The organism is Variovorax sp. 01T432, assembly GCF_056398605.1.
Genome location: NZ_JBFTPS010000032.1, coordinates 1 through 25,951, shown reverse-complemented (window position 1 = coordinate 25,951; position 25,951 = coordinate 1). Strand labels below are relative to the sequence as shown.

Sequence of the window (25,951 nt, the reverse complement as noted above, 5' to 3'; positions counted from 1 at the left end):
CGTGGGGGACAGGGCGCGTGAACGGCCACCAGCCATACGCGCCCTATGGCGTTCGATGGCGCGAACGTTCAGGCCGAGCGCGCTCACCCGACTCGATCGCCGAGGGTCTGCTCCACGCCGCGCCGATCAAGGCCGGGGTTGGCCTTCGAGGTCGCGCTCGCGGCGGCAGCGCAGGTCCGTGAGCCGAACGATCTGTGGCGCGGTGTCCATGGAGTCTCCGGTGGGCTCCACGGCGCCCCAGCGATTTCGCGCCAGTTCAACGCCATATCTTTGCTGCCACTTCTTGCCGATGGTGCGTTCCATGCAAAGTTGGACGTCAAGATATTTGTCTGCCATTGCCGTGCTGTCTTCCGCGCTCGCGACAGCGCAGTGGGGCAGCAACACGATACAGGCGAAGAGAGCGATCAGGCGAGCGAACATTTCTGGCAGGATCAGGTCGGAGTGAATGATGCGAAGGCTTGCAGTCGCAGGGGGCATCTCATGCGGCCGCAGGTATGGCGGCTGGGCATTCTATCGTTGCCGCAGACCGACTTGATGAGGCACCCACCCAGGGTTTCGAGCATGCGATGACCGGTACCGGCACCTCCTTGAAGCCACTGTCGATGAGGCTCCTGAGGCTTTCGCGGAAGATCGCCGCCATCGGCGCGAAGGTTCTGGGCATGCTGGTCGTCAGCGCGACCCTCAGCGTCGCGGCGACCTTGCTCTTCGCATGGCTCCTGGGCGTCGTCATCGAATCCGTCGGAGCACCGCGGCTGCTGTGCGCATGCCTCGCCGCGATTGTCGGTCTGGCGGAGTACCTGCACATCACACAGGTCCCCGACCAGGAAGCGTCGGAATACGCGAAGCACCGCGCCATGCATGACTGAGGCCTGAAGCCGGGAAGCTTCCCGCACGCCATGCCGCGAGCTCCCGATGCGCGATGGGCTCGCCTTCAACCTAGCCAATGCGGACCGTCGTCGGCGATGTGAACCGATAGTCCGGGATCTCCAGGTTGATCGGCGCCGGAACGTTCTTCACGACGCGACCGGCGAGATCGAAGCGGGAGCCGTGGCAGGGGCAGAGGAATCCACCCGGCGCATGAAGCTCGGCGTTCAGGGCGGCGTCGTCGAAGCGCAGGCCGGGCGTGCAGCCGAGATGCGTGCACACGCCGATGGCCACGAAGAATTCCGGCCGCCGCGAGCGCGTCGCGTTCAGGCAGGAGGCCGGCTGGGTGGATCTCTTCGACAGCGGATCGGCGAGTGCGGGATCCACGGCCCGCAGCGCGCGCACCATCTCGTCGCTGCGGCGCATGAGCCAGACGGGCTTGCCGCGCCACTCGATGGTGCGCAATTCACCGGGCTGCAGCCTGGAGAGGTCGCCGGTCACGGGTCCACCGCGCGCGCGATCCCGCGCGGAAGGTTCGAGGCTGGCGACGAAGGGGTAGGCCGCGGCCAGCAGCCCGACGCATCCCGTCCACCTCGTCGCTGCCAGGAGATACCGGCGCCGACGGGCTCGTTGCCTCGCCTCGGCCCGGATCGCACGCGCCGCGGTCACGCTCCGTTCTTGCTGGTGTCGGCCTGCCACACGAACAAGGCCGACGCGGGTTGATGCGGGCCGATCACGACCTTCCTGTGCAAGGTCTTGTCGGCGAACGTGGCATCCACGTTGTACGGGCCGGGTGGCAGCTTGGCCAGCAGGAAGGGACCGTCCGCGGTGGCCTCGAGGACTGTCTTGCCCTTGCCGTCGCGGACCTGGATCCGGACGTCCGCCAGGAAGTCGGAGGCTTGTCTGTCCCTGGCAGCGAACTCGAGCGTCAGCGGCCAGTCCCTGCTGGCTCTCTGGATCGCGCTGGATTCGTCCTTGCCGATACCGCCAGTCATGTACTCGACGGAGCCGCTCGTATGGGTCGGTGGCAGTGCGGCTTGCGCCGCGCCGGCGGCCATCAGCATGGCGCCGAGCGCTCCTGTCACAGCGACCTTGTGGACGAGGGAAATCATGATGAATCTCCTTCTGGAACAACGGAGCAGAAAGTTTCGAAGTGAAGACTTAGACGGACCTTAAGCCGTGCCCCCTCCCGCGGCTTAAGGACTGCCTAAGCCTGCGCGTGGACACTGACGCCGGGTCAGCCCTTGGCGCCCGCAAGGGAATGATCATGGACACATGCCGGATGGACTGCAGTCGAATCGCTGTCGCGCGGGTGGCCGCTTGCATGGTTGGCGCGCGGTGAGCGGCGAGGCGAGCCGCGGCGAGACCGAGCCGACACCCGCGACCCTCGTCGAGGCGGGCGCGGACAAGGGCCTGGGCCGAGGGCTGTCCGCCCACATCCTTCCCACCTCGGCCACGATGATCGGCGTCTGCATGACCGTGTTGTCGATCGGCCATCTCAACCCCGGCGGCGAGTTGCGCCTGGTGGTCGACAAGCTCCTGGCCGTGGATTCCCTGATCTTCCTGGTCAGCGCGCTGCTGTCTTTCGTCTCGATGCGCACGCAGGGCCCCGCGAAGCGCTACGAAGCGCACGCGGAGATGGTGTTCATCGCCGGCCTGGGCATGCTGGCAATGGTCGCGGTGGTGCTGGCATTCGCGATCCGGTGACGGGCCCCAGGTCTCTACCTGGGCTGCTCGTTGCCGTAGGTCTTCGCCAGATAGTCGACGATGAGCGGGATGTCCGCGTCATCGAGCGGCGCATTGAACACCATCTTCATGCGCCTGACCATGGCGTCCCAATAGGGCCGGGGGGCGCTCGGCGGCTGGTAGAGCATGTACTCGGCCGAATGGCAGGCCACGCAAAGCGCCTGTGCCTTGGCATATCCCGGCAGCGGACTGGCCTTGAGCTGCACGCCGTCCGGGGGCAAGGTGATCGACTTCGCGCCGGCCGCCTGCGTCGCACCCAGGCAGATCGCCAGCACCGAAATCAGGGCGGTGATGAAGGCCTTGCATGTCATGTTCGTGGCCCTCAGATTGCGACGACCTTGACGGACTCGACGACGTTGCGCATGTAGCCTGCCGGCTGCCAGAGAGCCTCCATGGGCTGGCTCTGGCCGGAACGGTTCCACGCGCGCACGCGCAGGTCGTACGAGCCCTTTTCAGGCGCGAAGCCGAAAGTGAACTCGCGAAACGAATAGCGGCCCATGTCGGCTCCGAGCTTCGCGCCGCGCCAGCTCTGGCCGCCGTCGGTCGAGTACGCGACCTCGCGGATGCCCTGCCCACCGTCGAATGCGATGCCGCGCACGATCGTCTGCTGGCCGGCGCCCACGCGTGCGCCGTCCGCCAGCGAGGTGATGAACGAGCGCACGTTGAAGCGGCCGATGGGCCGCGTCGCCGCCGGGGTCGCGCCGGGCTCGACGCAGGCGCAGTCGTTGTCGGGCACGCGATAGGCCGGCTTCATCCAGAAACCCTCGAAGCTGTGGTCGATCACCTCGATCTCCGAGAGGTGCTTGACCCAGTAGGTCCCGTAGCAGCCGGGCACGACGAGCTTCACCGGGTAGCCGTTGAGCATGGGGATGTCCGCGCCGTTCATCTGGTAGGCGAGCATCACCTCGCCGTCCATCGCGTGGTTGACATCGATGGACTTCACGAAGTCGCCGCCACCCAGGAGCGCCACGTCCAGGCCATTGAAGCTGACCTCGCGGGCGCTGTTCTTGGGCTCGGCGCGAGCCAGTACGTCCTTCAACGCCACGCCGACCCAGCGGGCGTTGCCCATCGCGCCATTGGCCAGCTGTCCACCGGTCACGCGCGGGTTGAACAGGCCGCGGCCGTTGCCGGAGCACTGGTTGACCGCGAGGTATTCGATCGGCCTGAACTGGGTGCGCAGCTCGGCCATCGTCAGCTCGAAGGGCTTGCCCGCCGCATTCCCTGCGATCTTGATGACATGCTTGTCGCCGTCGATGGAGGTCGGGATGCCGGCGTTGTGGTACCTGACGAAGAAGGCATCGTTCGGCGTGATCAGGCCGTCGTTGAAGACTTCGAACGGCGTCTCGAGCTGCGGCGGGCGCGAGGTCAGCACGATCAGCGGCCGCTTCTCGGGGTAGGCCTGCAGGTTGCGCTTGCCGTTGACGAAGGGCAGCTCGACGGTGCCCGCGGCCTGGGCGAACGCGGCCCGGCTCAGGGAGCCCAGCCCCGATGTCGCCAGGGCGCCGACGCTCCCCGCGACGAGTCTGCGCCTGAGTGGGTTCGTGGGGGAAGTCATGATGTCTTCTCCTGCGCTGGGGTCGGATGCCCGGTCGGAATGCCGAAAGCATCGTGGCGCCGAATTCCAGCGCGAACCCTAGAACAAACCCTCGTTCGACCCCGTCAGCGCTCCAGCCGCTCGATCCCGAGGGCCTTGAGGACGTACTTCTCGTAGATGGGCTCGGACGTGCCGTTCTTCATCTTGTACATGAAGTACTTCTCGAAGGCCACCTTGGCCAGATGGACCCACTTGCCCTTCTTGAACCAGTTGACGTTGCGCGGCGGAATCTGCGGCAGCGCCACGAAGGCGGCGCCGGTGTCGCCCATGTCGGCGAGGCAGATCGCATTCCAGGTGCCCTTGGCGTCGGCCGGCCGGCCGGCGAGTTCGGCGGCGATGTTGTGCACGATGGCCGTGATCATGGTCTCGATCATGTAGCCGGTCTTCGGCGCGCCGGTGGGCACGGGCGTCACCTCGACCGGCGGGATCGCCACGCAGACGCCGGCCGAGAAGATGTTGCGGTACTTCTTGCTGCGCTGGTATTCGTCGATCATCACGAAGCCGCGCGGGTTGCACAGGCCTTCGACCGATGCGACCGCATCGACGCCCTTGAACGCCGGCAGCATCATGCTGAACTTGAAGGGCAGCTCGTGCTCCTTCTTCGGCTGGCCGTGCTCGTCCATCTCGGTCACGAACATCTTGCCGGCCTCGACACGCGTCACCTTGGCATTGGTGATCCACTTGATGTCGTTGTTGCGGAACTCGCTCTCGAGCATCGACTTCGAGTCGCCGACGCCGCCCAGCCCCAGGTGGCCGATATAGGGCTCGCTGGTCACGTAGGTGATCGGCACCTTGTTGCGCAGCTTGCGGCGCTTGAGGTCGGTGTTGAAGATGAACGAGAACTCGTAGGCGGGCCCGAAGCAGGACGCGCCCGGCATCGCACCGATGACCGCCGGGCCGGGGTCCTCGAGGAATTGCTGGTACTGCGCCCAGGTCTTCTCCGCGTGATCGACCAGGCAGATCGACTGGGTGTGGCCGTCCGGGCCGGCGCCGGGCACCTCGTCGAAGGCGAGCTTGGGGCCGGTGGTGATGACGAGATAGTCATACGCGAGCCTGCTGCCGTCCTGCAGCTCGATCGCGTTGCCCGCCGCATCGATGCGCGTGACGCGCTGGGCGACGAAATCGATGCCCTTCTGCTCCAGGTGGGGGCGGATCGGGAAGGTGATCGCCTCGCGCTGGCGCCAGCCGACGGCGAGCCAGGGATTGGAGGGCACGAACTGGAAGTAGTCGACCGCGTTGACCACCGTGATGCGGTGGGACTTGTCGAGCGCGGCGCGCAACTCGTAGGCGGCAGGCATGCCGCCGGTGCCGGCGCCGACGATGACGATATGGGCCATGGTTGTCTCCTCGTTGCCGCTGTGCGGCGATGGTGGTGGTCAGGCGTTCATGAGATCGAGTTCACTGTCGGTCCGCCGGTTCGAGTTCATCGTTGACCGCGCGCAAGGTGTCGTCGTCGAGTCGGCCGACGAGCGCTGCGATGCGCAGGCGGTCCATCAGGAGCCCGGCGCGGGCCTGCACCAGCGCCAGGCGGGCGGCGGCGCTGTCGTTCTCGGCGTTAAGCACGTCCAGTGTCGTGCGCTCGCCCACCTCGTGTCCCAGGTGCGTTGCATCGCGCCTTGCCTCGCTCGCCTTCAGGCCGTCCGCGAGGGCGTTGACCCGCTCGGCACCGACGCTCAGACCGAGCCAGGCGGAACGAAGCTCCTGGGCCGCCGTCTGCCGGCGGCGGTCGGCTTGCGTGGCGGCCTGGTCGGCCAGGCGCAGCGCTTCTTCCTGCCTGGCGTCGCGATAGCCGCCGGTGAACAAGGGCACCGTGATCTGCACGCCGAGCATGCGGTCCGATGCCCTGTTGGAGGCGGACCCGAAGTCGCCACTGCCGCTGAGGCGTTCGCGCGAGGCCTGGGCGATGAGATCCACCGCGACCGATGACTTCAGGCTGAATTTCGAGGCTTCCTGCTTCGCGACCTCGGCCGCGAGCTCTTGTATCCGGATCTCCAGATTGCCGGACTGCGCTTCGGCCAGCCACGCGTCCAATGGCCGCGGCGCGGCGACGGCGGATCGGGCGGCCGGCAAGCGGGCCCACAAGGTCGCTGCCGGCATGCCGGTACTGTCGGAGAGCAGATGGCGCTTGAGCTGCACGTCGCTCTCGGCCGCCAGCACCTGCGCCCGGATGCCGGCCAGGCGCGCGCCTGCCTCGTAGGTGTCGGTGACCGGATTCGAGCCCAGCTTGAAGCGGTCTTGCGCTTCGATCGAGGATTTCTGCACCGCATCGAGCTGCAGCTTCAATACGCGCAACGACTCCTGCGCCAGGGCGAGGTCGAGATAGCGCTGCGTGGTGCGCAGCACCAGCGCCTGCCGGGCCGAGCGCCATTCGAGTTCGGCCAGGTCGACCGAAAGGCCGAGCAACTGCTGCTGGGCGCGCCGCTCGGGGTTGTAGAGAGGCTGGCTTGCCGTGATCGCCCAGCGGCCCGCCGTGCCGTCGTGGACCGAGGTGTTGAAGTCGACGTTGTTCGATGTGCCGAACCCGGGCGCGATGAACTGGGCGCCGCGGGTTTGCGTGTCGTGGGTCGAGACCCCGGCCGATGCGCTCACGCTCACGCTCGGCCGCCACAGTGCCGCGGCCTGCTCGCGACGCGGCAGCGCGGCGGCATGCGCGGCGCGCGCCACGGCGTAGTCCATGTCGCTTTGCTCGGCGGCATGCAAGGCCTCGATCAGATCGGCCGCCCGGGCCGTCTGCGCGAAGCAGCCCAGCGCCAGCGCCCCCATGACGAGCCAGGCTCGCGGGGTCGAGTGCCATCGCGCAGCGGCCACGCCGGGGCCCCCTGCCGATGGCCCGCCGGGCCGGTCGCGCATGCTCATCTTCAGCAGCCCGGGCGCGCGCCCAGCTTGCGCATGATGGTCTCCATCAGGCACCACTTCGTCAGGGCGCTCTGCAGCAGGTTCGCACCGACGAAGGCGGTGAAGGCCAGCCACCAGGAGCTGACGAAGATGGGGCTGCCGGGGATCCCCAATGCCAGGGACAGCAGGATGAAGGTACCGGCGACGAGACGCACGAGTTGCCAGGAAGTCATAGGGAGGCTCCTTGAGGTGGGACGATGAAAGAGGTCGGGTCCGGCTCCGGTGAGCCGGTGATCGCGCCCAGGCGCTTGCGATAGGCGACGTAGTAGAGGATCGGGATGACCACCAGCGTCAGCACGGTGGAGACGAAGATGCCGAAGATCAGCGAGATCGCCAGTCCGTTGAAGATCGGGTCGTCGAGAATGAAGAGGGCGCCGAGCATCGCCGACACGCCGGTCAGCATGATCGGCTGCGCCCGGGTGATGGCCGAGTGCACGATCGCGTCCTTGAACGGCATGCCCGCGCGCACCTGGAGGTTGATGAAGTCCACCAGCAGGATCGAATTGCGCACGATGATCCCGGCCAGCGCGATCATCCCGATCATGCTGGTGGCGGTGTACTGGGCACCCAGCAGCGCGTGCCCGGGCATCACGCCGATGATCGTCAACGGGATCGGCGCCATGATGATCAGCGGTGTCAGGTAGGAGCCGAACTGCGCCACCACCAGCAGGTAGATCAACACCAGGCCGACGGCATAGGCGGCGCCCATGTCGCGGAAGGTCTCGTAGGTGATCTGCCACTCGCCGTCCCACTTGAGCGCGTAGTCGCGGTAGGCGTCCTCGGGCTGGTGGATGAAGTACTCGACGAGCGTGCCCCCGCCCGGCGTCGCGATCCGGGTCAGTTCGCCGCGCATGGCGAACACGCCATACAGCGGGCTGTCGAGCTTGCCCGCCATGTCGGCCACGACATAGTTCACCGGCAGCAGGTCCTTGTGATAGAGCGGTTGTTCGCGCGCCGTGTCCGTCACCTTGACCAGTTCGCGGATGGGCACCAGGTTGCCCGCGGCGCTGCGCACCGTGAGTTGCAGCAGCGCATTCAGGTCGCCCTGGCGTTCGGCCGGCAGCTGCAGGGTGGCGGCGGCGGGGTACTTGCTCTGGTCGTGCAGGTAGGCCGTGGCCTCGCCGGCCAGGCCCGCGCGCAGGGTGGTCACGATGGCCTGCTGCGGCACGCCGAGCATCGCCGCCTTCTGGCGGTCGACGAGCAGGAGGGTCTTGGGCGCCGTGGCGATGCTGCTGTCGTCGACGTCGACCAGCCCCTGGGTCTTCTCGAACACCGCGCGCACGGCCTTGGCGACCTGCTGCCGTCCTTCGGTCTCCGGGCCGTAGATCTCGGCCACGATGGGCGACAGCACCGGCGGGCCCGGCGGCACTTCCACCACCTTGACGTTGGCGCCGAAGCGCTGGCCGATCTTCTGCAGGGCAGGCCGCACGCGGGTCGCGATCGCGTGGCTCTGCGCCTTGCGCTGATGCTTGTCGACGAGGTTGACCTGCAGGTCGCCCACCTCGCCGCCGGCGCGCAGGTAGTACTGCCGGACCAGGCCATTGAAGTTGATCGGGGCGGCGGTGCCGGCATAGGCCTGGTAGTCGGTGACCTCAGGCACCGTGGCGAGGTACGCACCCAGCTCCTGCAGCACCGCGGCGGTCTGTTCGACCGGGGTTCCGGCCGGCATGTCGACGATGACCTGGAACTCCGACTTGTTGTCGAAGGGCAGCATCTTGAGCAACACCAGCCCCGTGGCGGGCAGCGCGATGGACATCGCGATCAGCACGCCGATGCCGAGACCGAGCAGGCCGCGGTTGCGCGAGCCATGCCGCTCATCGAGCAGCGGCCGGAACACCCGTTCGAACAGGGGCGCGAGCCTGCCCGCCAATCCATGGCTGGTCTTGTGGCCGTCGGCCTCGGCCGCGTGGGCCGGGACGGCCTTCATCCACAGGCGTGCCAGCCACGGCGTGACCACGAAGGCAATCGCGAGCGACAGCAGCATGCCCATGCTCGCGTTGATCGGGATCGGGCTCATGTAGGGCCCCATCAGGCCCGACACGAAGGCCATGGGCAGGAGCGCGGCGATCACGGTCAGCGTGGCCAGGATCGTCGGCCCGCCGACTTCGTCGACCGCGCCGGGAATGATCTGCGCCAGGCTGCGTTCGGGGTGCAGCTGCTGGTGGCGGTGGATGTTCTCGACCACGACGATCGCATCGTCGACCAGGATGCCGATCGAGAAGATCAGCGCGAACAGCGACACCCGGTTGAGCGTGAAGCCCCAGGCCCAGGAGGCGAAGAGCGTCACCGTCAGCGTCAGGACGACCGCGGCGCCGACGATTGCCGCTTCCCGCCGGCCCAGCGCGAAGAACACGAGCGCCACCACCGAAGCGGTGGCGAAGAGCAGCTTCTGGATCAGCTTCTGCGCCTTGTCGTTGGCCGTGGCGCCGTAGTTGCGCGTCTCGGCAACCTGCACGTCGCCCGGAATCACGGTATTGCGCAGCACGTCGACGCGTCGCATCACCGCGTTCGCGACATCGATGGCGTTCTCGCCCGGCTTCTTGGAAATCGAGAGCGTGACCGCCGGGTATTCGACCGGGCCGGCACCGTCCTTGCTGGCTTCGCCGTACCAGACGTAGCGGCTGGGCGGCAGAGCGCCGTCGCGCACCGTGGCGACGTCGCGCAGGAACACCGGCTTGCCGCCGTGCACGGCGACCACGAGTTCGCCGACCTCGCTCGCCTGCCGAAGGAACGGACCGGATTCGATGGCCACCGCCTGATTGCCCGAGATCAGTTCTCCGACCGGCAGCCCCAGGTTGGCCGATTGCAGCGCCGCCCGGAGGTCGCTCACGGTGACGCCGGCGCCGGCCAGCCGCGCGGGGTCGAGTTCGACCAGGATGGCGCGGCCGGGGCCGGCGATCGTGTTCACCTCGCGGGTGCCGGGCACGCGTTTCAGATCGGCCTCGATACTGTGCCCCACGCGCTCCAGGTCGTAGGGGCCGATCGCGGGGTTCTTGCTGAAGAGCGTCAGCGCCACGATGGGCACGTCGTCGATGCCCTTGGGCTTGACGATGGGGGCCAGAACACCCAGGCCCTTGGGCAGCCAGTCCGCGTTGGCGTTGACCGTGTCGTACAGGCGCACCAGCGCCTCGGTGCGCGGCACCCCGACCTTGAACTGCACCGTGATCACCGCCAGGCCCGGGCGCGAAACGGACATCACATGCTCGACACCGGCAATCTGTGCCAGCACCTGCTCGGCCGGCCCGGCCACCATCTGCTCCACATCGCGCACGCTGGCGCCCGGGAAGGGAATCAGCACGTTGGCCATGGTGACGTTGATCTGCGGTTCCTCCTCTCGCGGCGTCACCAGCACCGCGAAGGCGCCCAGCAGGAGCGCCATCAGGGCGAGCAGCGGCGTGATCTGCGCGCTCTGGAAGAACGCAGCGATCCGGCCCGACACACCCAGCGAGGAAGAATGGCCTCGCGACGTCATGGCGTGACTTGGCGAAAGCGCGCGGCTGCCTGCGGGTCGAGCGCCACACGCTCGCCGGGCATGAGGCCGGAGAGAACTTCGACCTTGTCGCCGTCGACGCGGCCGAGCCGCACCTGGCGCAGCAAGGGGCGACCTTCCGCGTTGAGCACATAGAGCCCGGTCAGCTCGGCGCGCCGCACGATGGCCGACAGCGGCACCGACAGACTCGGCGTGGCGCCGCCCTCGGCCATCGGCAGCCACAGCCGCGCGAACATTCCGGGTGCCACACCGTCCAGGCCGGCAGGAAGGTCGACGCGCAACTGCACGGTGTGCGTGGCGGCGTCGATCGTGGGCAGCAATTGCATGCGCACGGGCGTTACCCATTGGCGCGGCGCGGCCAGACCGGGCAACTCGGCCCGGGGCAACTCGCCGGCCACCATTCGCGCCGCCACGGTCTGGGGCACCGCCGCGCTGATCCGCAGCGCGGACGGGTCGTAGACCGTGATGAGGGGCCGGCCCGGCATCGCCATGTCGCCCAAGGACACCGGCACTTCAGCGATCACGCCGGCGTAGGGCGCGCGGATGACATGGAGTCCGCTCTGGGTGCGTGCGGCCCCGGCTTGAGCCCCCTGGGCCGCGACTTGCGCCCGGGTGGCCTTGAATTCGGATTCGGCGCGTTCCAGGGCCGCCTGGCTGATGTAGTTCTTCTGGAAGAGCTGCTTCTGCCGCTCGTACTCCTTGGTCGCCACTTCCAGCGACGCGCGTGCGGCCTGGACCTGCGCATCGCTTGCGGCGGCGTTCTGGTCGGCTGTCCTGGCATCGATCTGCAGCAGGACCTGCCCCGCCTTGACGGAGTCGCCGACCTTGGCCTCGAGCTGGATCACCGCGCCGGACACCTGCGCGGCAATGACGGTCTGGCGCACCGCCTCGACCACGCCGTCGAAGCCCGACGCGGCGGCGGCGGCGGGCTGCGCCGTCACCGCGTTCAGCGCCTCGGCGGCCGCCCGGCCAGGGGCCGCTAGCGCGAATCCAGCGACAAGTGCGGTGAGGGCGAATGAGCGAATCTTGGACATGCGGACGTCTCGGGGGCCGGTGCGCGTCCCGGCAGATCCGGGACTGGAACAACATCAGCTTTTCCTGTAGTATTTGCGCACATAGCTAAATAGTCAAGTAGATGATTGCGTGAAGATCAGTATGAGAGGAGCGTGCTGAGGCATGATTGCGCCAGATCAACATCAGGCATGTCCAAGCATGGAAGGACTCTCCGACGATGCGTTGGCGCAGGTAGCGGCCTATTTCCAGGCGCTGGCCGAGCCGACGCGGCTGCAGATTCTCAATTTCCTGCGCCAGCAGGAGCGCAACGTGGGCGAGCTCGCGCAGCTGTGCGGATACAGCTCGGCCAATGTCTCGCGGCACCTCGCGCTGTTGACCCGGCATGGGTTGGTGGCGAGGGAAAGCCGCGGCAACAGTGCCTATTACCGCATTGCGGATCCCGCGGTCTACGAACTGTGCGATCTGGTGTGCGGCAACATTGCGCGGCAGTTCGAGCTCGCGGCCTCGAAGCGGGCCGCGTTCGTCGCGCCGGCCGCCGCGCGGCGTGGAAAGCCGCGACCGCCGCAGGGCCGCTCCAGCCAGCGTGGCTGACCCGAGAGATCAGAGGGTTCGCGCGTCCGGCGCGCCAATGCTCAGAAGATCCAGGGGATGAAGCGCTGCGTGCGCGCGCGGTAGGCGGTGTAGTCCGGGTGTTCCGCGAGCATCCAGCGCTCCTCGACCCCCGCCTTGATCACCAGCACGGTTGCCAATGCGGCAAGGGAGATCCAAGCCCACGCCGTCATGCCCGCCCAGGCACAGGCCATTCCAAGGACCATGACGGCGGTGTACATGGGATGGCGGATCCAGCGGTAAGGCCCCTCCTGCACCAGGCGCCCGCCTTCGCGGGGCGTGGGCCGGATGTTGAAGTTGCCCGGGCGGTTGCACGAGATCGCCCACACTCCCAGCAGCACGCCGGCGGCGGCCACCGACCATGCGCCTGCCGGCGCCTGCGCGTGAAGGAAGCGCGGCAACGCCAGCCCTGCCAGGACCGCGATCAACGCGAATTGCGCGCCGACCAGCACGGTGCCCAGGCGGTCGCGACGGGATGTGGTTTTCATTGATTCCCCTTTTCGGATCGGCGCTCATCGGATCGCGTTCGTGCATGCGTGTCTCGATGCCCGGATGCATCGTTGCGACTCGTCGAAATCGACTTCCACAAATCCCAATGGAGCCATCATGAAGAGGATTGATGCACTGGCGAACTCCGCGCCGCCATCGCCGCCCCAGGATACACACCCGTCCGCAACCCCCGATCCCGCAGCGCCGCAAGGCCCTGAGAGTGCGTCGCCTGGCATTCCGGATGTCCTGGCGGCACTGCCGTCCAGAACAGCCGCGCAACGAGATGCCGCATCGTCCGGTGGGAGCGAGGCGATGCGCGACGACTTGGCGCGCAAGGGGGACGTGTTCCACATGCTGTTCGCGCGGGAGGTGACAACCCTGCCGGCCTTCGAGAAGCGGGTGAAGCAGATCGGCGCGCTGCCGCCGCGCCTGCGGCGCGAGCCCCTGGAGGCCTTGGGCGAGCGCTTGCTCCATCTGGCGGAAGACGAGCAGGATGCCGCCGCACATGCTTTCCAGAAGGCCAAGGCGAGCTATGCCGGCAAGAACAGCCGCGCGCTCGACGCCTTGAATGAGGCTGTGGATCGACGCGTCGCCCGGACCTACAGCGGCGAAATGAGCCAGGCGATTCGCGATGGCGCCAGCGTCAGGGAGGTCGCGTATCGATGGTTGATCCAGTCGGACGAGGTCCGCTCACGGCTGGAGGCCGATGCCGCCACGTTTCCGAATCCGGCGACGAAGGAGGTCTTCTCCGGCAAGAATGCGCAGGAGGTCGCCGCGAGGTACGGCATCCTCAACCGCAGGATGGTCGACCGCCTGGAGTGCGCCGCCCTCATTCCCGGCGCGCAGGCTTACGAGAAGGTCGGCAACTCCGGGCTCTCGTTGCGGGAAATCGCACAGGCGCACGGCTTGAAGGGCCGCGAATCCCACGCCTTGCTGGAGTCGCGTTTCATCCAATGGGTCTCCAGCCTGCACCCCCGCGGCTCGGAAGGCTTCGACCGGCTCCTTGCCGAGTTCAAGCGCTAGCGTCTCAAGGCGCCAGCGCCTCGATCAACTCGGTCTCGATCGCCAGCTGCGCCCGCTGGCCCTGCAGCTCCGGCCCGCTGATGAGGAAGGTGTCCTCGACCCGCTCGCCCAGCGTCGTGACCTTCGCGAGCTGCAGGTTCAGGTGATGCCGTGCCAGCACGCGCGCCACCGAATACAGCAGGCCGGTGCGGTCGCTGGCCGAGATGTTGAGCAGCCAGCGCTGCGCCTTCTCGTCAGGCAGCAGGCTGATGCGCGGCTTGATCGGAAAGCTTCGCACCCGGCGCGAAACGCGGCCCTTGCTGGGCGTGGGCAGCGGGCCTGCCTCGTTGAGCGTCTTCGCCAGGCCGGTCTCGACCATGCTGATCAGGTCGCGGTAGTGCTCGGGGATGAAGGTGGTCACGACCTGGAAGGTGTCCAGCGCGAAGCCATTGGTGGTGGTGTGCACCTTCGCATCCAGGATGCTGAAGGATGACTGGTCGAAATAGCCGCAGATGCGCGCGAACAAGTCGGGCTGGTCGGGCGTGTAGACCGCGACTTGCAGCCCTTCGCCCACCGGCGACAGCCGGGCGCGGACGATGGCCGGCGTGTGCGGATCGATCGGCACGCCCTTGTGCGGCACGTGGCGCGAGAGGTTCTTGGTGTGCCAGGCGATCTCCGAGGCCTCGTGGCGCATGAAGTAGCCGACGTCCAGCGTCTCCCACAGCGCCTTGTGCGCCTCGAAGGGTTGCGCATACAGCGCAAGTTGCACCAGCGCCTCGCGCTTGCGGGCCTCGACCTCGGCATCGGCATCGGGCATGCGCCCGCCGAGGGCGCGCAGTGTGAAGCGGTAGAGGTCTTCGAGCAGCTTGCCCTTCCATGCATTCCACACGCGCGGCGAGGTGCCCCGGATGTCCGCGATGGTGAGCAGGTAGAGCGCCGTCAGGTTGCGCTCGTTGCCCACGCGCCTGGCGAAGGCGCCGATCACCTCCGGGTCGCTCAGGTCCTGCTTCTGCGCCACCTGGCTCATCACCAGGTGCTCGGCGACCAGGAATTCGATCAGCCTGGCATCCTCGCGCGCGATGTCGTGCTGCTGGCAGAAGCGCCGGACGTCGCGCGCGCCCAGCGTCGAGTGGTCGCCGCCGCGGCCCTTGGCGATGTCGTGGAAGAGGGCGGCCACGTACAGGATCCAGGGCTTGTCCCAGCCGGCCGCCAGCTGGGAGCAGAACGGATACTCGTGTGCATGCTCGGCGATGAAGAAGCGCCGCACATTGCGCAGCACCATCAGGATGTGCTGGTCGACCGTGTAGACGTGGAACAGGTCGTGCTGCATCTGCCCGACGATGCTGCGGAACACCCGCAGGTAGCGGCCCAGCACCGAGGTCTGGTTCATCAGCCGGAAGGCATGCGTGATGCCGCGCGGCTCCAGCAGCATCCGCATGAAGGTGGCGTGGTTCACCGGGTCGTTGCGGAACTTGCTGTCCATCACGTGGCGCGCGTTGTACAGCGCGCGCAGCGTGCGCGCCGACAGGCCGTTCACGCCGATCGTCTTCTGATAGAGCAGGAAGGTCTCCAGGATCGCGTGCGGTTCCTTGAGGTAGAGGTCGTCGCTCGCGACCTCGATCAGCCCGGCCTTCTCGAAGAAGCGCTCGTTGATCCTCGTCGGCTCCTCGGCCTGCGGCTGCAGCCGGTCGGCGATGTTGAGCAGCATGATCTGGTTGAGCTGCGTGACCGCCTTGGCGGCCCAGTAGTAGCGCCGCATCAGCGCCTCGCTCGCCTTGCGCTGCGATTCGCCGACGTAGCCGAAAGTCGCGGCCACGGCGGTCTGCAGGTCGAACACCAGGCGGTCCTCGCGCCGGTTGGCGGTGACGTGCAGGCGCGCGCGAATCAGGCTCAACAGCGCCTCGTTGCGCTTGATCTGCTGCACCTCGAAAGCCGTCGCCAGGCCGTTCTTCGCCAGGTCGTCCCAGCGGTTGCCGAAGCCCGCGGCCTTGGTCATCCAGAGGATGGTCTGCAGGTCGCGCAATCCGCCCGGGGATTCCTTGCAGTTGGGCTCGAGCGCGTAGGGCGTGCTGTCGAATTTCTGGTGGCGGTGGCGCATTTCCTGCGCCTTGGCCGTGAAGAAGGCCTGCGGGTCGATGGCCGCGAGGAAGCTCTTGCGAAAGGTGCTGAAGAGCTTCTTGTCGCCGACGATCAGGCGCGCTTCGAGCAGCGATGTCTGGACGGTGACATCCTTCGCGGCTTCGGCCAGGCATTCGTCGACCGTGCGCACGCTCGATCCGATCTCGAGTCCGGCATCCCAGCAATGGCCGATGAAGGCCTCGAGGCGGGCGTCGATGTCGCCGGCGTGCCCATGGGGCAGCAGCAGCAGGACGTCGACGTCGGAGTACGGAAAGAGTTCGCCGCGCCCGAAGCCACCCACTGCCACCAGCGTCAGCTGGTTGCCGAACTCGGCATCGGCCCACAGCGCGCGCAGCGTCTCGTCGGCCAGCGAGGCGAGTTGCCGCAGCACGGTGTGGACGCTGCGGGTCGGCGCCCGTGCGGTGCGCAGCTGGTCGAAGAGGGCCAGCTTGTGCGTGCGATAGGCGTCGCGCAGGGAAGGAATGTCCACGATGGCAGCCTGTGGAGGCCGGCGCCGCGTCACGCCAGGGCGTTGACGAACGCGGGAGGGGGCGGGCTGCCGGCCGACAGCGTGAGGACCTCGTAGCCGGTCTCGGTGACGAGCACCGTGTGCTCCCACTGGGCCGACAGCGAGTGGTCGCGGGTGACGATGGTCCAGCCGTCGTATTGGCCGCCCCTGGCGTCTTCCTTGATTTCGCGCTTGCCGGCGTTGATCATCGGCTCGATGGTGAAGGTCATGCCGGGCTTGAGTTCTTCCAGCGTGCCGGGCTTGCCGTAGTGCAGGACCTGCGGCTCCTCGTGGAAGCCGCGCCCGATGCCGTGGCCGCAGAACTCGCGCACCACCGAAAAGCCGTTGCTTTCGGCAAAACGCTGGATCGCGAAGCCGATGTCGCCCAGATGGGCGCCGGGCTTGACCTTGACGATGCCGTGCCACATCGCCTCGTAGGTGAAGTTGCAAAGCCGCTTGGCGGCGATGGACGCGTCGCCCACGATGAACATCCGGCTCGTGTCGCCGTGCCAGCCGTCCTTGATGACCGTGATGTCGCAGTTGACGATGTCGCCCTTCTTCATCGGCTTGTCGTTGGGGATGCCGTGGCACACGACGTGGTTGACCGAGGTGCAGATCGACTTGGGGTAGGGCACGCTGCTCGCCCCCATGTAGTTCAGCGGCGCGGGAATCGCGCCCTGCACCTGCGTGATGTAGTCGTGGGCGAGCTTGTCGATGTCGTTGGTGGTGACGCCGGGCAAGATGTGCGGCGTGATGTAGTCCAGCACTTCGGAGGCGAGGCGGCACGCCACGCGCATGCCGGCGACGCCCTCGGCGTCTTTGTAGGTAATGCTCATGCCGGGAATTATCCCATCGGGGGCCGTTAAAATTCCCGGCTTGCCCGGATGGCCCCAGTCAGCGGCCCCCGGTCTGTTCTCCTCTCGTTCTCATCACCCCAATGCGGCCAGCCGGCCGACCCGACCGTGACGTTGCCCCAGAACCCGCCTTCTCATTCCGTCCCCCACGTGGTGACCTTCTTCGAGGGCGGCAGCGCGCTCAGCGATTTCCGCGCGCGGCAGCTGCTGCCCCGCCTGCAGGCCATCGAGCCGCGCATCGAAGGTCTGAGCGCCCGCTTCGTGCACCTGGTCGTGACCGAGTCGGTGCTGGACAGCGCCGGGCATGCGCGCTTCGCCGCGCTGCTGAGTTACGGCGAGCCCTTCACCGCCCCCGCCAAGGCCGCTTCGACGCTGGTCGTCACGCCCCGGCTGGGCACCGTGTCGCCCTGGGCGTCCAAAGCCACCGACATCGCCCACAACTGCGGCCTCGTGCTGCGGCGCGTGGAGCGCGTGACCCAGTACCACCTGAGCCTGAAGGCACCCTTGCTCGGCAGGGCGCCGACGCTCGAGGGCGACAAGCTGGCCGCCGTGGCCCGCCCGCTGCACGACCGCATGACCGAATCCGTGCTGGCCAGTCTCGACCAGGCCGCCAGCCTTTTCGCCGAACTGCCGGCCCAGCCGATGGCGCAGGTCGATGTCCAGCGCGGCGGACGCGCGGCGCTGGTGGAGGCCAACACCACCTTCGGACTGGCGCTGGCGCAGGACGAGATCGACTACCTCGTCGATGCCTTCACCCGCCTCGGGCGCAACCCCAGCGACGTCGAACTGATGATGTTCGCGCAGGCCAACAGCGAGCATTGCCGGCACAAGATCTTCAACGCCGACTTCATCGTCGACGGCGTGCCCCAGCCGCACAGCCTGTTCTCCATGATCCGCCACACCGAGCGCCAGCATCCGCAGCACACGGTGGTCGCCTATTCGGACAACGCGTCGGTCATGGAGGGCGTGGAGGTCGAGCGTTTCGTGGCCGGTTCCGGTGAGGGTTCGGACAGCTACCGGAAGGTGAACGCGCTGAGCCACGTGCTGATGAAGGTCGAGACGCACAACCACCCGACCGCGATCTCGCCGTTTCCGGGCGCCTCCACCGGCGCCGGCGGCGAGATCCGCGACGAGGGCGCCACCGGCCGCGGCTCGAAGCCCAAGGCCGGGCTCACCGGCTTCACGGTGTCGAAGCTCTGGCCCGCCGAAGGCGGCTACGGCAAGCCCGACCACATCGCGAGCCCGCTGCAGATCATGACGGAGGGCCCGCTGGGCGGCGCGGCATTCAACAACGAATTCGGCCGGCCCAACCTGCTCGGCTACTTCCGCGAATACGAACAGACGATCGCCAGCGACGGCGACACCGTGCGGCGCGGCTATCACAAGCCCATCATGATCGCGGGCGGCCTGGGCAGCATCGACGCGGGCCAGACGAAGAAGATCCAGTTTCCCGCGGGCTCGCTGCTGATCCAGCTGGGCGGGCCCGGCATGCGTATCGGCATGGGCGGCAGCGCCGCGAGTTCGATGGCCACCGGCGCCAATGCGGCCGAACTGGACTTCGACTCGGTCCAGCGCGGCAACCCCGAGATCGAGCGCCGCGCCCAGGAGGTCATCAACCACTGCTGGCAGCAGGGCGAGGCGAACCCGATCCTCGCCATCCACGACGTGGGCGCGGGCGGCCTGAGCAACGCTTTTCCCGAACTGACCAACGACGCCGGGCGCGGCGCGCGCTTCGACCTGCACGCGGTGCCCCTGGAAGAGTCGGGCATGGCGCCCAAGGAGATCTGGTGCAACGAGAGCCAGGAGCGCTACGTGCTGGCGATCGCGCCGGAGTCGCTGGCGCGGTTCAGTGCCTTCTGCGAGCGGGAGCGGTGTCCGTTCTCCGTGGTGGGCGTGGCAACGCAGACGCGGCAGCTCGTGGTCGCCGACGGGGAGGAGGGCGCGGGCGAGGGCCATTCGCCAGTCGACATGCCCATGGACGTCCTGCTGGGCAAGCCTCCCAAGATGCTGCGCGACGTCAAGACCGTCGCCCGCCGCTTCAAGCCCCTGGATCTCACCGGCATTGCCCTCCAGAAGGCCGCCATCGACGTGCTCTCGCACCCGACGGTCGCCTCCAAGCGCTTCCTCATCACCATCGGCGACCGCACCGTCGGCGGGCTCAGCCATCGCGACCAGATGGTCGGCCCCTGGCAGGTGCCGGTGGCGGACTGCGCCGTGACGCTCGCCGACTACAAGGGCTTCGCGGGCGAGGCCATGAGCATGGGTGAACGCACGCCGCTGGCGGCCATCGATGCGCCGGCCTCGGGCCGCATGGCGGTCGGCGAAGCCATCACCAACCTGCTGGCCGCGCCGATCGAGCTCTCGCGCGTCAAGCTGTCGGCCAACTGGATGGCCGCCTGCGGCGAGCCCGGCGAAGACGCGGCGCTCTACGAAACCGTCAAGGCCGTGGGCCTCGAACTGTGCCCGGCGCTCGGCATCTCCATTCCGGTCGGCAAGGATTCGCTGTCGATGCGCACGCAGTGGCAGGACGACGGTGCGCAAAAGAAGGTCACCTCTCCCGTGAGCCTGATCGTCAGCGCCTTCGCCACGCTGGCGGACGTGCGCGGCACCCTGACACCGCAGCTCGACGCCCAGGAACCCGACAGCACGCTGCTCCTGATCGATCTGGGCCGCGGCAGGAACCGCATGGCCGGCAGCATCCTCGCGCAGACGCTCGATCAAAGCGGCGACACGGTGCCCGATCTCGACGATCCGCAGGACCTGGTCCGGCTGATCGCCGCCGTGAACGCGCTGCGCGCCGAGGGCAAGATCCTCGCCATGCACGACCGCAGCGACGGTGGCCTGTTCGCCGCCGCCTGCGAGATGGCCTTCGCCGGCCACGTCGGCGTGGCGCTCAACGTCGACATGCTCATTACCGAAGGCGACGGCATCAGCGACAGCCGCGCCGAATACGGCGATGCGAAGAACTGGGCCGGCCAGGTCAGCGCCCGGCGCGAAGAACTCACGCTCAAGGCCCTGTTCAGCGAGGAACTGGGCATGCTGCTGCAGGTGCGCACGGCGCAGCGCAACGAGGTCATGCAGACCCTGCGCGCCCATGGCCTCAGCGCCCACAGCCACTTCGTCGGCAAGACGCGGCCCGCCAGCTCTCCCATGGATGCGGGCAAGGGCAAGCTCGAAGTCTGGCGCGACGCCAAGTCCGTCTTCAGTGCCAGCCTGCATGACCTGCACCAGGTCTGGGACGCGGTCAGCTGGAAGATCTGCCGCGAGCGCGACAACCCCGATTGCGCCGATGCCGAACACGCCGCGGCCGGCGAGCCGCTGGACCCGGGCGCCCACGTGTCCCTGGCGCCGGGCGCCACCGACAACGTGGCTGCGCCCTTCCTGAATCTGGCGAAGCCGAAGGTTGCCATCCTGCGCGAGCAGGGCGTCAATTCGCATGTCGAGATGGCCTACGCCTTCACGGAGGCCGGATTCGAGGCCCATGATGTGCACATGACCGACCTGCAGGCGGGCAGGGCGGACCTGGCCGATTTCAAGGGCATCGTGGCCTGCGGCGGCTTCAGCTATGGCGACACGCTGGGGGCGGGCATCGGCTGGGCGCGCAGCGTCACCTTCAATCCGAAGCTGGCCGAGCAGTTCAAGGGCTTCTTCGGGCGGGCCGACACCTTCGGGCTGGGCGTGTGCAATGGCTGCCAGATGTTTGCCGAGCTGGCCGACATCATCCCTGGCGCGGAGGCCTGGCCGCGTTTCACGACCAACCAGAGCGAGCGCTTCGAGGCCCGCCTGGCGATGGTCGAGGTGCTCGATTCGCCCAGTCTCTTCTTCGCCGGCATGGCGGGCAGCCGCCTGCCCATCGCCGTCGCCCACGGGGAGGGCTATGCCAACTTCAAGCACCGCGGCGATGCCGGCAAGGCCATCGCGGCGATGCGCTTCGTCGACAACCAGGGCCAGGCGACCGAGCGCTATCCCTTCAATCCGAACGGCAGCGCGGGCGGCCTCACGGCGGTGACCACGCCCGATGGCCGCTTCACCGCGGTGATGCCGCACCCGGAGCGCGTCTTCCGCAACATCCAGATGAGCTGGACCTCGGGCGACAAGAGCGAGTTCAGTCCCTGGATTCGGGTCTGGCGCAATGCGCGCAAGTGGGTGGGGTGATCAGGGCGCGGGCGGAGCGAACGACCGCGTGGCCCCACAAGAGAAAAGCGGCCCGCGGGCCGCTTTTCTCTTTCCAGGAACACCACGGAACCGGCTCCGCCGGTCTGCGGGTGTTGCCCCCAGCAGGGGGGAGGCTTATTCGATCTTTGCCTTCGCGCGCAATTCTTCCTGGTACTTCTGAAGACGTTGCTGCTGCAGTTGCTGGGTGATCTGTGGCTTGACCTCTTCGATCTTCGGCAGTTGGGCCTGACGAATGTCGTCGACGCGGATGATGTGATAGCCGAACTGCGACTTGACCGGCACCGTCGTCGTCTCGCCCTTCTTGAGCTTGATCATGGCTTCGGAGAACTCCGGCACGAAGCTGGCTGGCGCGGCCCAGTCGAGGTCGCCGCCGTTGGCGCCCGATCCGGGGTCCTTGCTCTGCTTCTTGGCGATGTCCTCGAACTTCGCGCCCTTCTTCAGGTCGGCCAGGATCTTGAGGGCCTGGTCTTCCTTCTCGACGAGGATGTGGCGGGCCTTGTATTCCTTGCCGCCATTGGAGGCGACGAACTTGTCGTACTCGGCCTGCACGTCGGCGTCGGAGACGGCGCTCGTCTTGCGGAAGTTCTCGAAGAGCTGGCGAATCAGGATGGCCTGGCGCGCCAGTTCGAGCTGGTTCTTGTAGTCGTCGGTGGCGTCGAGGCCCTGCTTCTGCGCCTCCTGCATGAAGACTTCACGCGCGATCACCTCCTCGCGCAACTGGCCCTGCATTTCAGGCGTGACCGGGCGGCCGGCGCTGGCCAGCTGCTGGGCCAGGACATCCATGCGCGCCTTGGGCACCGGCTTGCCGTTGACGACGGCCAGGTTCTGGGCGAAGGCGGCCATGGGGATGGCGCCAACAAGTACGACGGCCGCGATGGCCTGCAAGATTTGTTTCTTCATGAGGGGAACCTCGATCCTTGAGGGAAACGCGCGTAGGGATAAGCGCTGGATGCTGATTGAAAAAGAGAAGGGGGAATATTTCTCGCCGCACGAAAAGGCGGGGCGTGATCAATGCGCTTCAAAGCGTCTCGATGGCGATGGCGTGAAGGCCCTGTGCGATGAAAAGTTGCAGCGCATCATACACAAGCCGATGACGCGCCACCCGCGGCTTTCTGTCGAATAGTGGCGACGCGATGCGCACGCGGAAATGGGTGCCGTAGCCCTCCGCGCCGGCGCCCGCATGGCCCGCATGCGCGGCGCTTTCGTCGATCACCTCGAGCATGGTGGGCTGCAGCGCCTCGCGCAGACGCGCCTCGAGATCGGCGGCGGTAGGAAGATTCATGCTGCCGGCTCGTCCGATTTGAGATAAGGCGAGATATAGACCCCCTGCGCGATCAGGAAGGCGATCGGGAAGGCATAGCCCCAGAGCTTGAAGTTGACCCAGGCATCGGTGCTGAAATAGGCCGCCACATAGCCGTTGATCACAGCCATGAACAGGCAGTAGACGATCCACGCCACATTGAGCCTGCCCCAGATATGCGTCGGCAACTCCAGTTGCTGGCCGAGGAGCATCTTGAGGAAGTTCTTCTTGAACACCCACAGGGCAATGGCCAGCGCCAGCGACATGGCGCCATAGAGCACGGTCGGCTTCCACTTGATGAAGCGGTCGTCGTGCAGCGCGAGTGTGAGCGTGCCGAACAGCAGGATCAGCACCAGCGTCGCCTTCTGCATCGGCTGCAGGCGGCGGTCCTGGATGAACCACATGATGGCCATCTGCACGGCCGTGGCCGCCATCAGCACGCCGGTGGCGGCGTAGATGTCGTAGAGCTTGAACGCGCCGAAGAACAGCAGGATCGGGAAGAAGTCGAGGATCAGTTTCATCTGGAATGCGAAGCGGTCATTTCTTCTGGAACTCGAGCGAGGCGGAATTCATGCAGTAGCGCAGCCCGGTCTCGGTCGGACCGTCAGGAAACACATGGCCCAGGTGCGCCCCGCAAGTGGCACACACATTTTCGGTGCGCACCATGCCGTGTGAGCGGTCGACGATGTTGCGGATCGCGCCCGGCACTGCTTCCTGCGAAAAGCTGGGCCAGCCGCAGCCGGCGTCGAACTTGGTGGCGGATTCGAACAGCTTGGCGCCGCAGCAGATGCAGTGGTAGGTGCCGTCTTCCCAATGCGCCTCGTACTTGCCGGTGAAGGGGCGTTCGGTGGCGGCGTGGCGCGTCACTTCGAAGGCGCCGCGCTCGGCGCCTTTCTCGGCCAGCAGGGCTTTCCATTCGGCGTCGGTTTTCTGGACGGGGGAGGTCATGATGAGCAGCTGATTTCGATCGTGGAGGCCCAGTCGGGCGGGAAGCCGGCGTGGGTGTCGTGGCCGGGGTGTTCTTCAAATGGAGTTTCGAGCAGCGCCAGCAAGGTGGAAACACCGGCGTAATCCTTTTGCTGCGCCAATTCGATCGCTTGTTGGCCGAGGTGGTTCCGCAACACGAATTTCGGATTGTTTCGAAACATCAGATCGGCCGCCTGCGCCGACGGTGCTTGCGCGCGGCGCTCCGAAAAGGATAGCAGCCAGGCATCGCAGCCGGCCCGGTCGAGAAACAGGTCGCGCACCGGCTCCGGGCTGCCCCCGGCCACGTGGTCCGCGAGGCGGCGCCAGAAGATCGTGTAGTCCACCTTTTCCTGCGCCAGCAGCTTGAGCACGCCTTCGATCAGGGCCCGGTCCGATGCGGCGGCGTCGGCCAGCCCGAGCTTGGCCCGCATGCGCGCTTCGAATTCGCTCGGGAACACGGTCTTGTACGAGGCCAGCGCGGCCAGGGCGAGTTCCTGGTCGCCGATCAGCGGCAGGAGCGCCTGCGCCAGGCAGTGGAGGTTCCAGTAGGCGACGTTGGGCTGCTGGTTGTAGGCGTAGCGTCCGCCGGTGTCGCTGTGGTTGCAGATATGGCGGGGGTCGAAGCCGTCGAGGAACTGGAACGGTCCGTAGTCGATGGTGAGCCCCAGGATGCTCATGTTGTCGGTGTTCATCACCCCATGGCAGAAGCCGACCGCCTGCCATTGCGCCAGCAGCGCCGCGGTGCGTTCGCTGACTGCTTCGAGCAGGGCGGCGTATGCGTTGCCGTTGAAGCGGGCGGTCGTGCGGCAGGCCGGGTAGTAGCGGTCGATGACGTAGTCGGCGAGCGTCCGCAGTTCGTCGTCGCGCCCGTTGGCCGCGAAATGTTCGAAATGCCCGAAGCGGATGAAGCTGGGCGACACGCGGGTGACGACGGCGGCGGTTTCCAGCTCTTCGCGGGCGACGCGGGCGTCCGAGCCGGTCACGCAGAGCGCGCGCGTGGTCGGCACGCCCAGGCCGTGCATGGCTTCGCTGCACAGGAATTCGCGGATGCTGGAGCGCAGCACGGCGCGGCCATCACCCCCTCGGGAGTAGGGGGTTCGGCCGCTGCCCTTGAGTTGCACTTCCAGCCCGGCCGCGGTCTCGCCGAGCAGAATTGCGCGGCCGTCGCCCAGTTGGCCGGCCCATACGCCGAACTGATGGCCGCTGTAGACGCTGGAGAGTGGGTCGGTGCCGGGGCGCAGCTCGTTGCCTGTGAAGGTTTCCAGTGCTTCGTTCGAGGCGAACCACTCGGTGTCGAGCCCGAGTTCGCGCGCCACCCGGTCGCTGCGGCCGACCCAATAGGGGGCGGGGAGGGGTGTCGGACGCAGCCGCGTGTAGAAGGCCGGGCCCAGCTCCATGAAGCGGTTGTTCCAATGCAGGCCGCTGTCGGCGGCGAGCGCCGCTTCTGAGGTCAATGTCATGGCGCCGATTGTCCGGCAGTTCGAATAGCCCGGCCGCCGCACGGCCGCAAAGCCATGGGGGCCGCCGCGCCCGGCAGGGGGTAGGCGCAGCGACACGAAGTGCGCGCAGCCTGGGGGCGACCCCATCCAGAGGGCCGCCGCGCCCGGCCGCCCGAAGCGGCCGGCCCGCCCCCGGCAGGGGGGAGGCGAAGCGACACGAAGTGCGCGCAGCCTGGGGGCGAGCAACATCTTCGGGCATTCCCCCATCGTCGCCATGGTGCGGTGCGCAATACTGCAGAAGCAGGCTTTTCACAATTCCAAGGAGTTTTCTCGATGCTGGGTTTGATGCAAGACCAACCGCTGCTGATCTCGTCGCTGATCGAGTTCGCCGAGCGCCACCATGGCGACGCCGAGATCGTCTCGCGGCGCGTCGAAGGCGACATTCATCGCACGACCTGGCGGCAGATCGCCTCGCGTTCGCGCCAGGTGGCCAATGCGCTGGAGCAGGAGCAGTTGCTCTTCAGCGACCGTATCGCCACGCTCGCCTGGAACGGCTACCGCCACCTGGAGCTCTATTACGGCGTGAGCGGCAGCGGGCGCGTGCTGCACACCATCAACCCGCGGCTGCATCCCGACCAGATCGCCTGGATCGCGAACCACGCCGAAGACCAGATCCTGTGTTTCGACCTCAGCTTCCTGCCCCTGGTCCAGGCCATGCACGGCAAGTGCACCACCATCAAGAAATGGATCGCGCTGTGCGACGCCGACAGGCTGCCCGCCGACAGCGGCGTGCCCAATCTCGTGAGCTACGAGGCGTGGATGAGCCAGCAGTCCGACGCCTACCCCTGGCCGAGCTTCGACGAGAACTCGGCGTCGAGCATGTGCTA

General features: G+C 67.2%; 24 protein-coding genes. 6 read left to right on the top strand and 18 right to left on the bottom strand.

From position 1 onward, the window contains the following. Positions 1-126: 126 nt before the first annotated feature. Positions 127-477, bottom strand: coding sequence for a hypothetical protein (locus tag AC1DNF_RS22450; RefSeq protein WP_478150840.1), 351 nt, complete (start codon positions 475-477; stop codon positions 127-129). 125 nt (positions 478-602) lie between these two features. On the opposite strand from AC1DNF_RS22450, the gene AC1DNF_RS22445 reads away from it, so the two are divergent. Beyond that, positions 603-866: a hypothetical protein gene (locus AC1DNF_RS22445; RefSeq protein WP_478150839.1), complete on the top strand. Its 264-nt coding sequence runs from the start codon at positions 603-605 to the stop codon at positions 864-866. A 70-nt stretch (positions 867-936) separates the two neighbouring features. Here AC1DNF_RS22445 and petA read toward each other — a convergent pair whose 3' ends face one another. Together petA and AC1DNF_RS22435 are read right to left on the bottom strand one after the other, a co-directional pair. Next, positions 937-1,533, bottom strand: coding sequence for a ubiquinol-cytochrome c reductase iron-sulfur subunit (gene petA, locus AC1DNF_RS22440; RefSeq protein WP_478150838.1), 597 nt, complete (start codon positions 1,531-1,533; stop codon positions 937-939). Then, the gene (locus tag AC1DNF_RS22435) at positions 1,530-1,976 is read right to left on the bottom strand and encodes a carboxypeptidase regulatory-like domain-containing protein (RefSeq protein ID WP_478150837.1); all 447 of its coding nucleotides are present in this window, start codon (positions 1,974-1,976) and stop codon (positions 1,530-1,532) included. The genes petA and AC1DNF_RS22435 overlap by 4 nt, the downstream gene beginning before the upstream one ends. A gap of 208 nt (positions 1,977-2,184) precedes the next feature. Here AC1DNF_RS22435 and AC1DNF_RS22430 point away from each other — a divergent pair, with 208 nt between their 5' ends. Further along, on the top strand, positions 2,185-2,571 hold the full coding sequence (locus tag AC1DNF_RS22430) for a hypothetical protein (protein ID WP_478150836.1): 387 nt from the start codon (positions 2,185-2,187) through the stop codon (positions 2,569-2,571). Positions 2,572-2,585: 14 nt separating this feature from the next. On the opposite strand, the gene sorB is transcribed toward AC1DNF_RS22430, so the two are convergent. From sorB to AC1DNF_RS22395, 7 genes are all read right to left on the bottom strand, one after another. After that, the gene (gene sorB, locus AC1DNF_RS22425; RefSeq protein ID WP_478150835.1) at positions 2,586-2,921 is read right to left on the bottom strand and encodes a SorB family sulfite dehydrogenase c-type cytochrome subunit; all 336 of its coding nucleotides are present in this window, start codon (positions 2,919-2,921) and stop codon (positions 2,586-2,588) included. Positions 2,922-2,932: 11 nt separating this feature from the next. Continuing rightward, positions 2,933-4,165, bottom strand: coding sequence for a SorA family sulfite dehydrogenase catalytic subunit (gene sorA, locus AC1DNF_RS22420; protein WP_478150834.1), 1,233 nt, complete (start codon positions 4,163-4,165; stop codon positions 2,933-2,935). Between the two features lie 104 nt (positions 4,166-4,269). Beyond that, positions 4,270-5,541 (bottom strand): NAD(P)/FAD-dependent oxidoreductase, encoded by a 1,272-nt coding sequence (locus tag AC1DNF_RS22415; RefSeq protein ID WP_478150833.1) that lies wholly within the window; start codon positions 5,539-5,541, stop codon positions 4,270-4,272. A 61-nt stretch (positions 5,542-5,602) separates the two neighbouring features. Next, positions 5,603-7,060, bottom strand: a complete 1,458-nt coding sequence (locus AC1DNF_RS22410) for a TolC family protein (RefSeq protein WP_478150832.1) — start codon at positions 7,058-7,060, stop codon at positions 5,603-5,605. A 2-nt stretch (positions 7,061-7,062) separates the two neighbouring features. Then, positions 7,063-7,272 carry a YgaP family membrane protein gene (locus tag AC1DNF_RS22405; RefSeq protein ID WP_478150831.1) on the bottom strand — a complete coding sequence of 70 codons (210 nt, stop codon included), beginning with the start codon at positions 7,270-7,272 and terminating at the stop codon, positions 7,063-7,065. Then, the gene (locus tag AC1DNF_RS22400; RefSeq protein ID WP_478150830.1) at positions 7,269-10,571 is read right to left on the bottom strand and encodes an efflux RND transporter permease subunit; all 3,303 of its coding nucleotides are present in this window, start codon (positions 10,569-10,571) and stop codon (positions 7,269-7,271) included. Before AC1DNF_RS22400 ends, AC1DNF_RS22405 begins: the two co-directional genes overlap by 4 nt. Beyond that, the gene (locus AC1DNF_RS22395) at positions 10,568-11,623 is read right to left on the bottom strand and encodes an efflux RND transporter periplasmic adaptor subunit (RefSeq protein ID WP_478150829.1); all 1,056 of its coding nucleotides are present in this window, start codon (positions 11,621-11,623) and stop codon (positions 10,568-10,570) included. Before AC1DNF_RS22395 ends, AC1DNF_RS22400 begins: the two co-directional genes overlap by 4 nt. Positions 11,624-11,801: 178 nt before the next feature. Between AC1DNF_RS22395 and AC1DNF_RS22390 the strand changes: the two genes are divergently transcribed. Continuing rightward, complete coding sequence (locus AC1DNF_RS22390; protein ID WP_478150828.1) at positions 11,802-12,194, top strand: ArsR/SmtB family transcription factor; 393 nt, start codon at positions 11,802-11,804, stop codon at positions 12,192-12,194. Positions 12,195-12,235: 41 nt separating this feature from the next. Here the strand turns inward: AC1DNF_RS22390 and AC1DNF_RS22385 are convergent, their stop codons facing one another. Then, positions 12,236-12,700, bottom strand: a complete 465-nt coding sequence (locus AC1DNF_RS22385; protein ID WP_478150827.1) for a methyltransferase family protein — start codon at positions 12,698-12,700, stop codon at positions 12,236-12,238. Between the two features lie 313 nt (positions 12,701-13,013). On the opposite strand from AC1DNF_RS22385, the gene AC1DNF_RS22380 reads away from it, so the two are divergent. Beyond that, positions 13,014-13,724 (top strand): hypothetical protein, encoded by a 711-nt coding sequence (locus tag AC1DNF_RS22380; protein ID WP_478150826.1) that lies wholly within the window; start codon positions 13,014-13,016, stop codon positions 13,722-13,724. Between the two features lie 4 nt (positions 13,725-13,728). Here the strand turns inward: AC1DNF_RS22380 and AC1DNF_RS22375 are convergent, their stop codons facing one another. Together AC1DNF_RS22375 and map are read right to left on the bottom strand one after the other, a co-directional pair. Next, positions 13,729-16,314: a [protein-PII] uridylyltransferase gene (locus AC1DNF_RS22375; RefSeq protein ID WP_478150890.1), complete on the bottom strand. Its 2,586-nt coding sequence runs from the start codon at positions 16,312-16,314 to the stop codon at positions 13,729-13,731. A gap of 26 nt (positions 16,315-16,340) precedes the next feature. Beyond that, the gene (gene map / locus AC1DNF_RS22370; protein WP_478150825.1) at positions 16,341-17,165 is read right to left on the bottom strand and encodes a type I methionyl aminopeptidase; all 825 of its coding nucleotides are present in this window, start codon (positions 17,163-17,165) and stop codon (positions 16,341-16,343) included. A gap of 168 nt (positions 17,166-17,333) precedes the next feature. Between map and purL the strand changes: the two genes are divergently transcribed. Continuing rightward, positions 17,334-21,338: a phosphoribosylformylglycinamidine synthase gene (gene purL, locus AC1DNF_RS22365; protein ID WP_478150824.1), complete on the top strand. Its 4,005-nt coding sequence runs from the start codon at positions 17,334-17,336 to the stop codon at positions 21,336-21,338. 135 nt (positions 21,339-21,473) lie between these two features. Here the strand turns inward: purL and AC1DNF_RS22360 are convergent, their stop codons facing one another. The 5 genes from AC1DNF_RS22360 to AC1DNF_RS22340 form a co-directional block, all read right to left on the bottom strand. Next, positions 21,474-22,259 (bottom strand): foldase protein PrsA, encoded by a 786-nt coding sequence (locus tag AC1DNF_RS22360; RefSeq protein WP_478150823.1) that lies wholly within the window; start codon positions 22,257-22,259, stop codon positions 21,474-21,476. Between the two features lie 118 nt (positions 22,260-22,377). Next, positions 22,378-22,641, bottom strand: a complete 264-nt coding sequence (locus AC1DNF_RS22355; protein WP_478150822.1) for a BolA family protein — start codon at positions 22,639-22,641, stop codon at positions 22,378-22,380. After that, a complete protein-coding gene (locus AC1DNF_RS22350; RefSeq protein WP_478150821.1) occupies positions 22,638-23,180 on the bottom strand; it encodes a septation protein A in 543 nt (180 codons plus the stop codon). The genes AC1DNF_RS22355 and AC1DNF_RS22350 overlap by 4 nt, the downstream gene beginning before the upstream one ends. Positions 23,181-23,196: 16 nt before the next feature. Then, positions 23,197-23,607: a peptide-methionine (R)-S-oxide reductase MsrB gene (msrB, locus tag AC1DNF_RS22345; protein ID WP_478150820.1), complete on the bottom strand. Its 411-nt coding sequence runs from the start codon at positions 23,605-23,607 to the stop codon at positions 23,197-23,199. Continuing rightward, the gene (locus tag AC1DNF_RS22340) at positions 23,604-25,085 is read right to left on the bottom strand and encodes a protein adenylyltransferase SelO (RefSeq protein WP_478150819.1); all 1,482 of its coding nucleotides are present in this window, start codon (positions 25,083-25,085) and stop codon (positions 23,604-23,606) included. Before AC1DNF_RS22340 ends, msrB begins: the two co-directional genes overlap by 4 nt. A gap of 312 nt (positions 25,086-25,397) precedes the next feature. On the opposite strand from AC1DNF_RS22340, the gene AC1DNF_RS22335 reads away from it, so the two are divergent. After that, a partial coding sequence (locus AC1DNF_RS22335) for an AMP-binding protein (RefSeq protein WP_478150818.1) occupies positions 25,398-25,951 on the top strand: 554 nt, incomplete at its 3' end.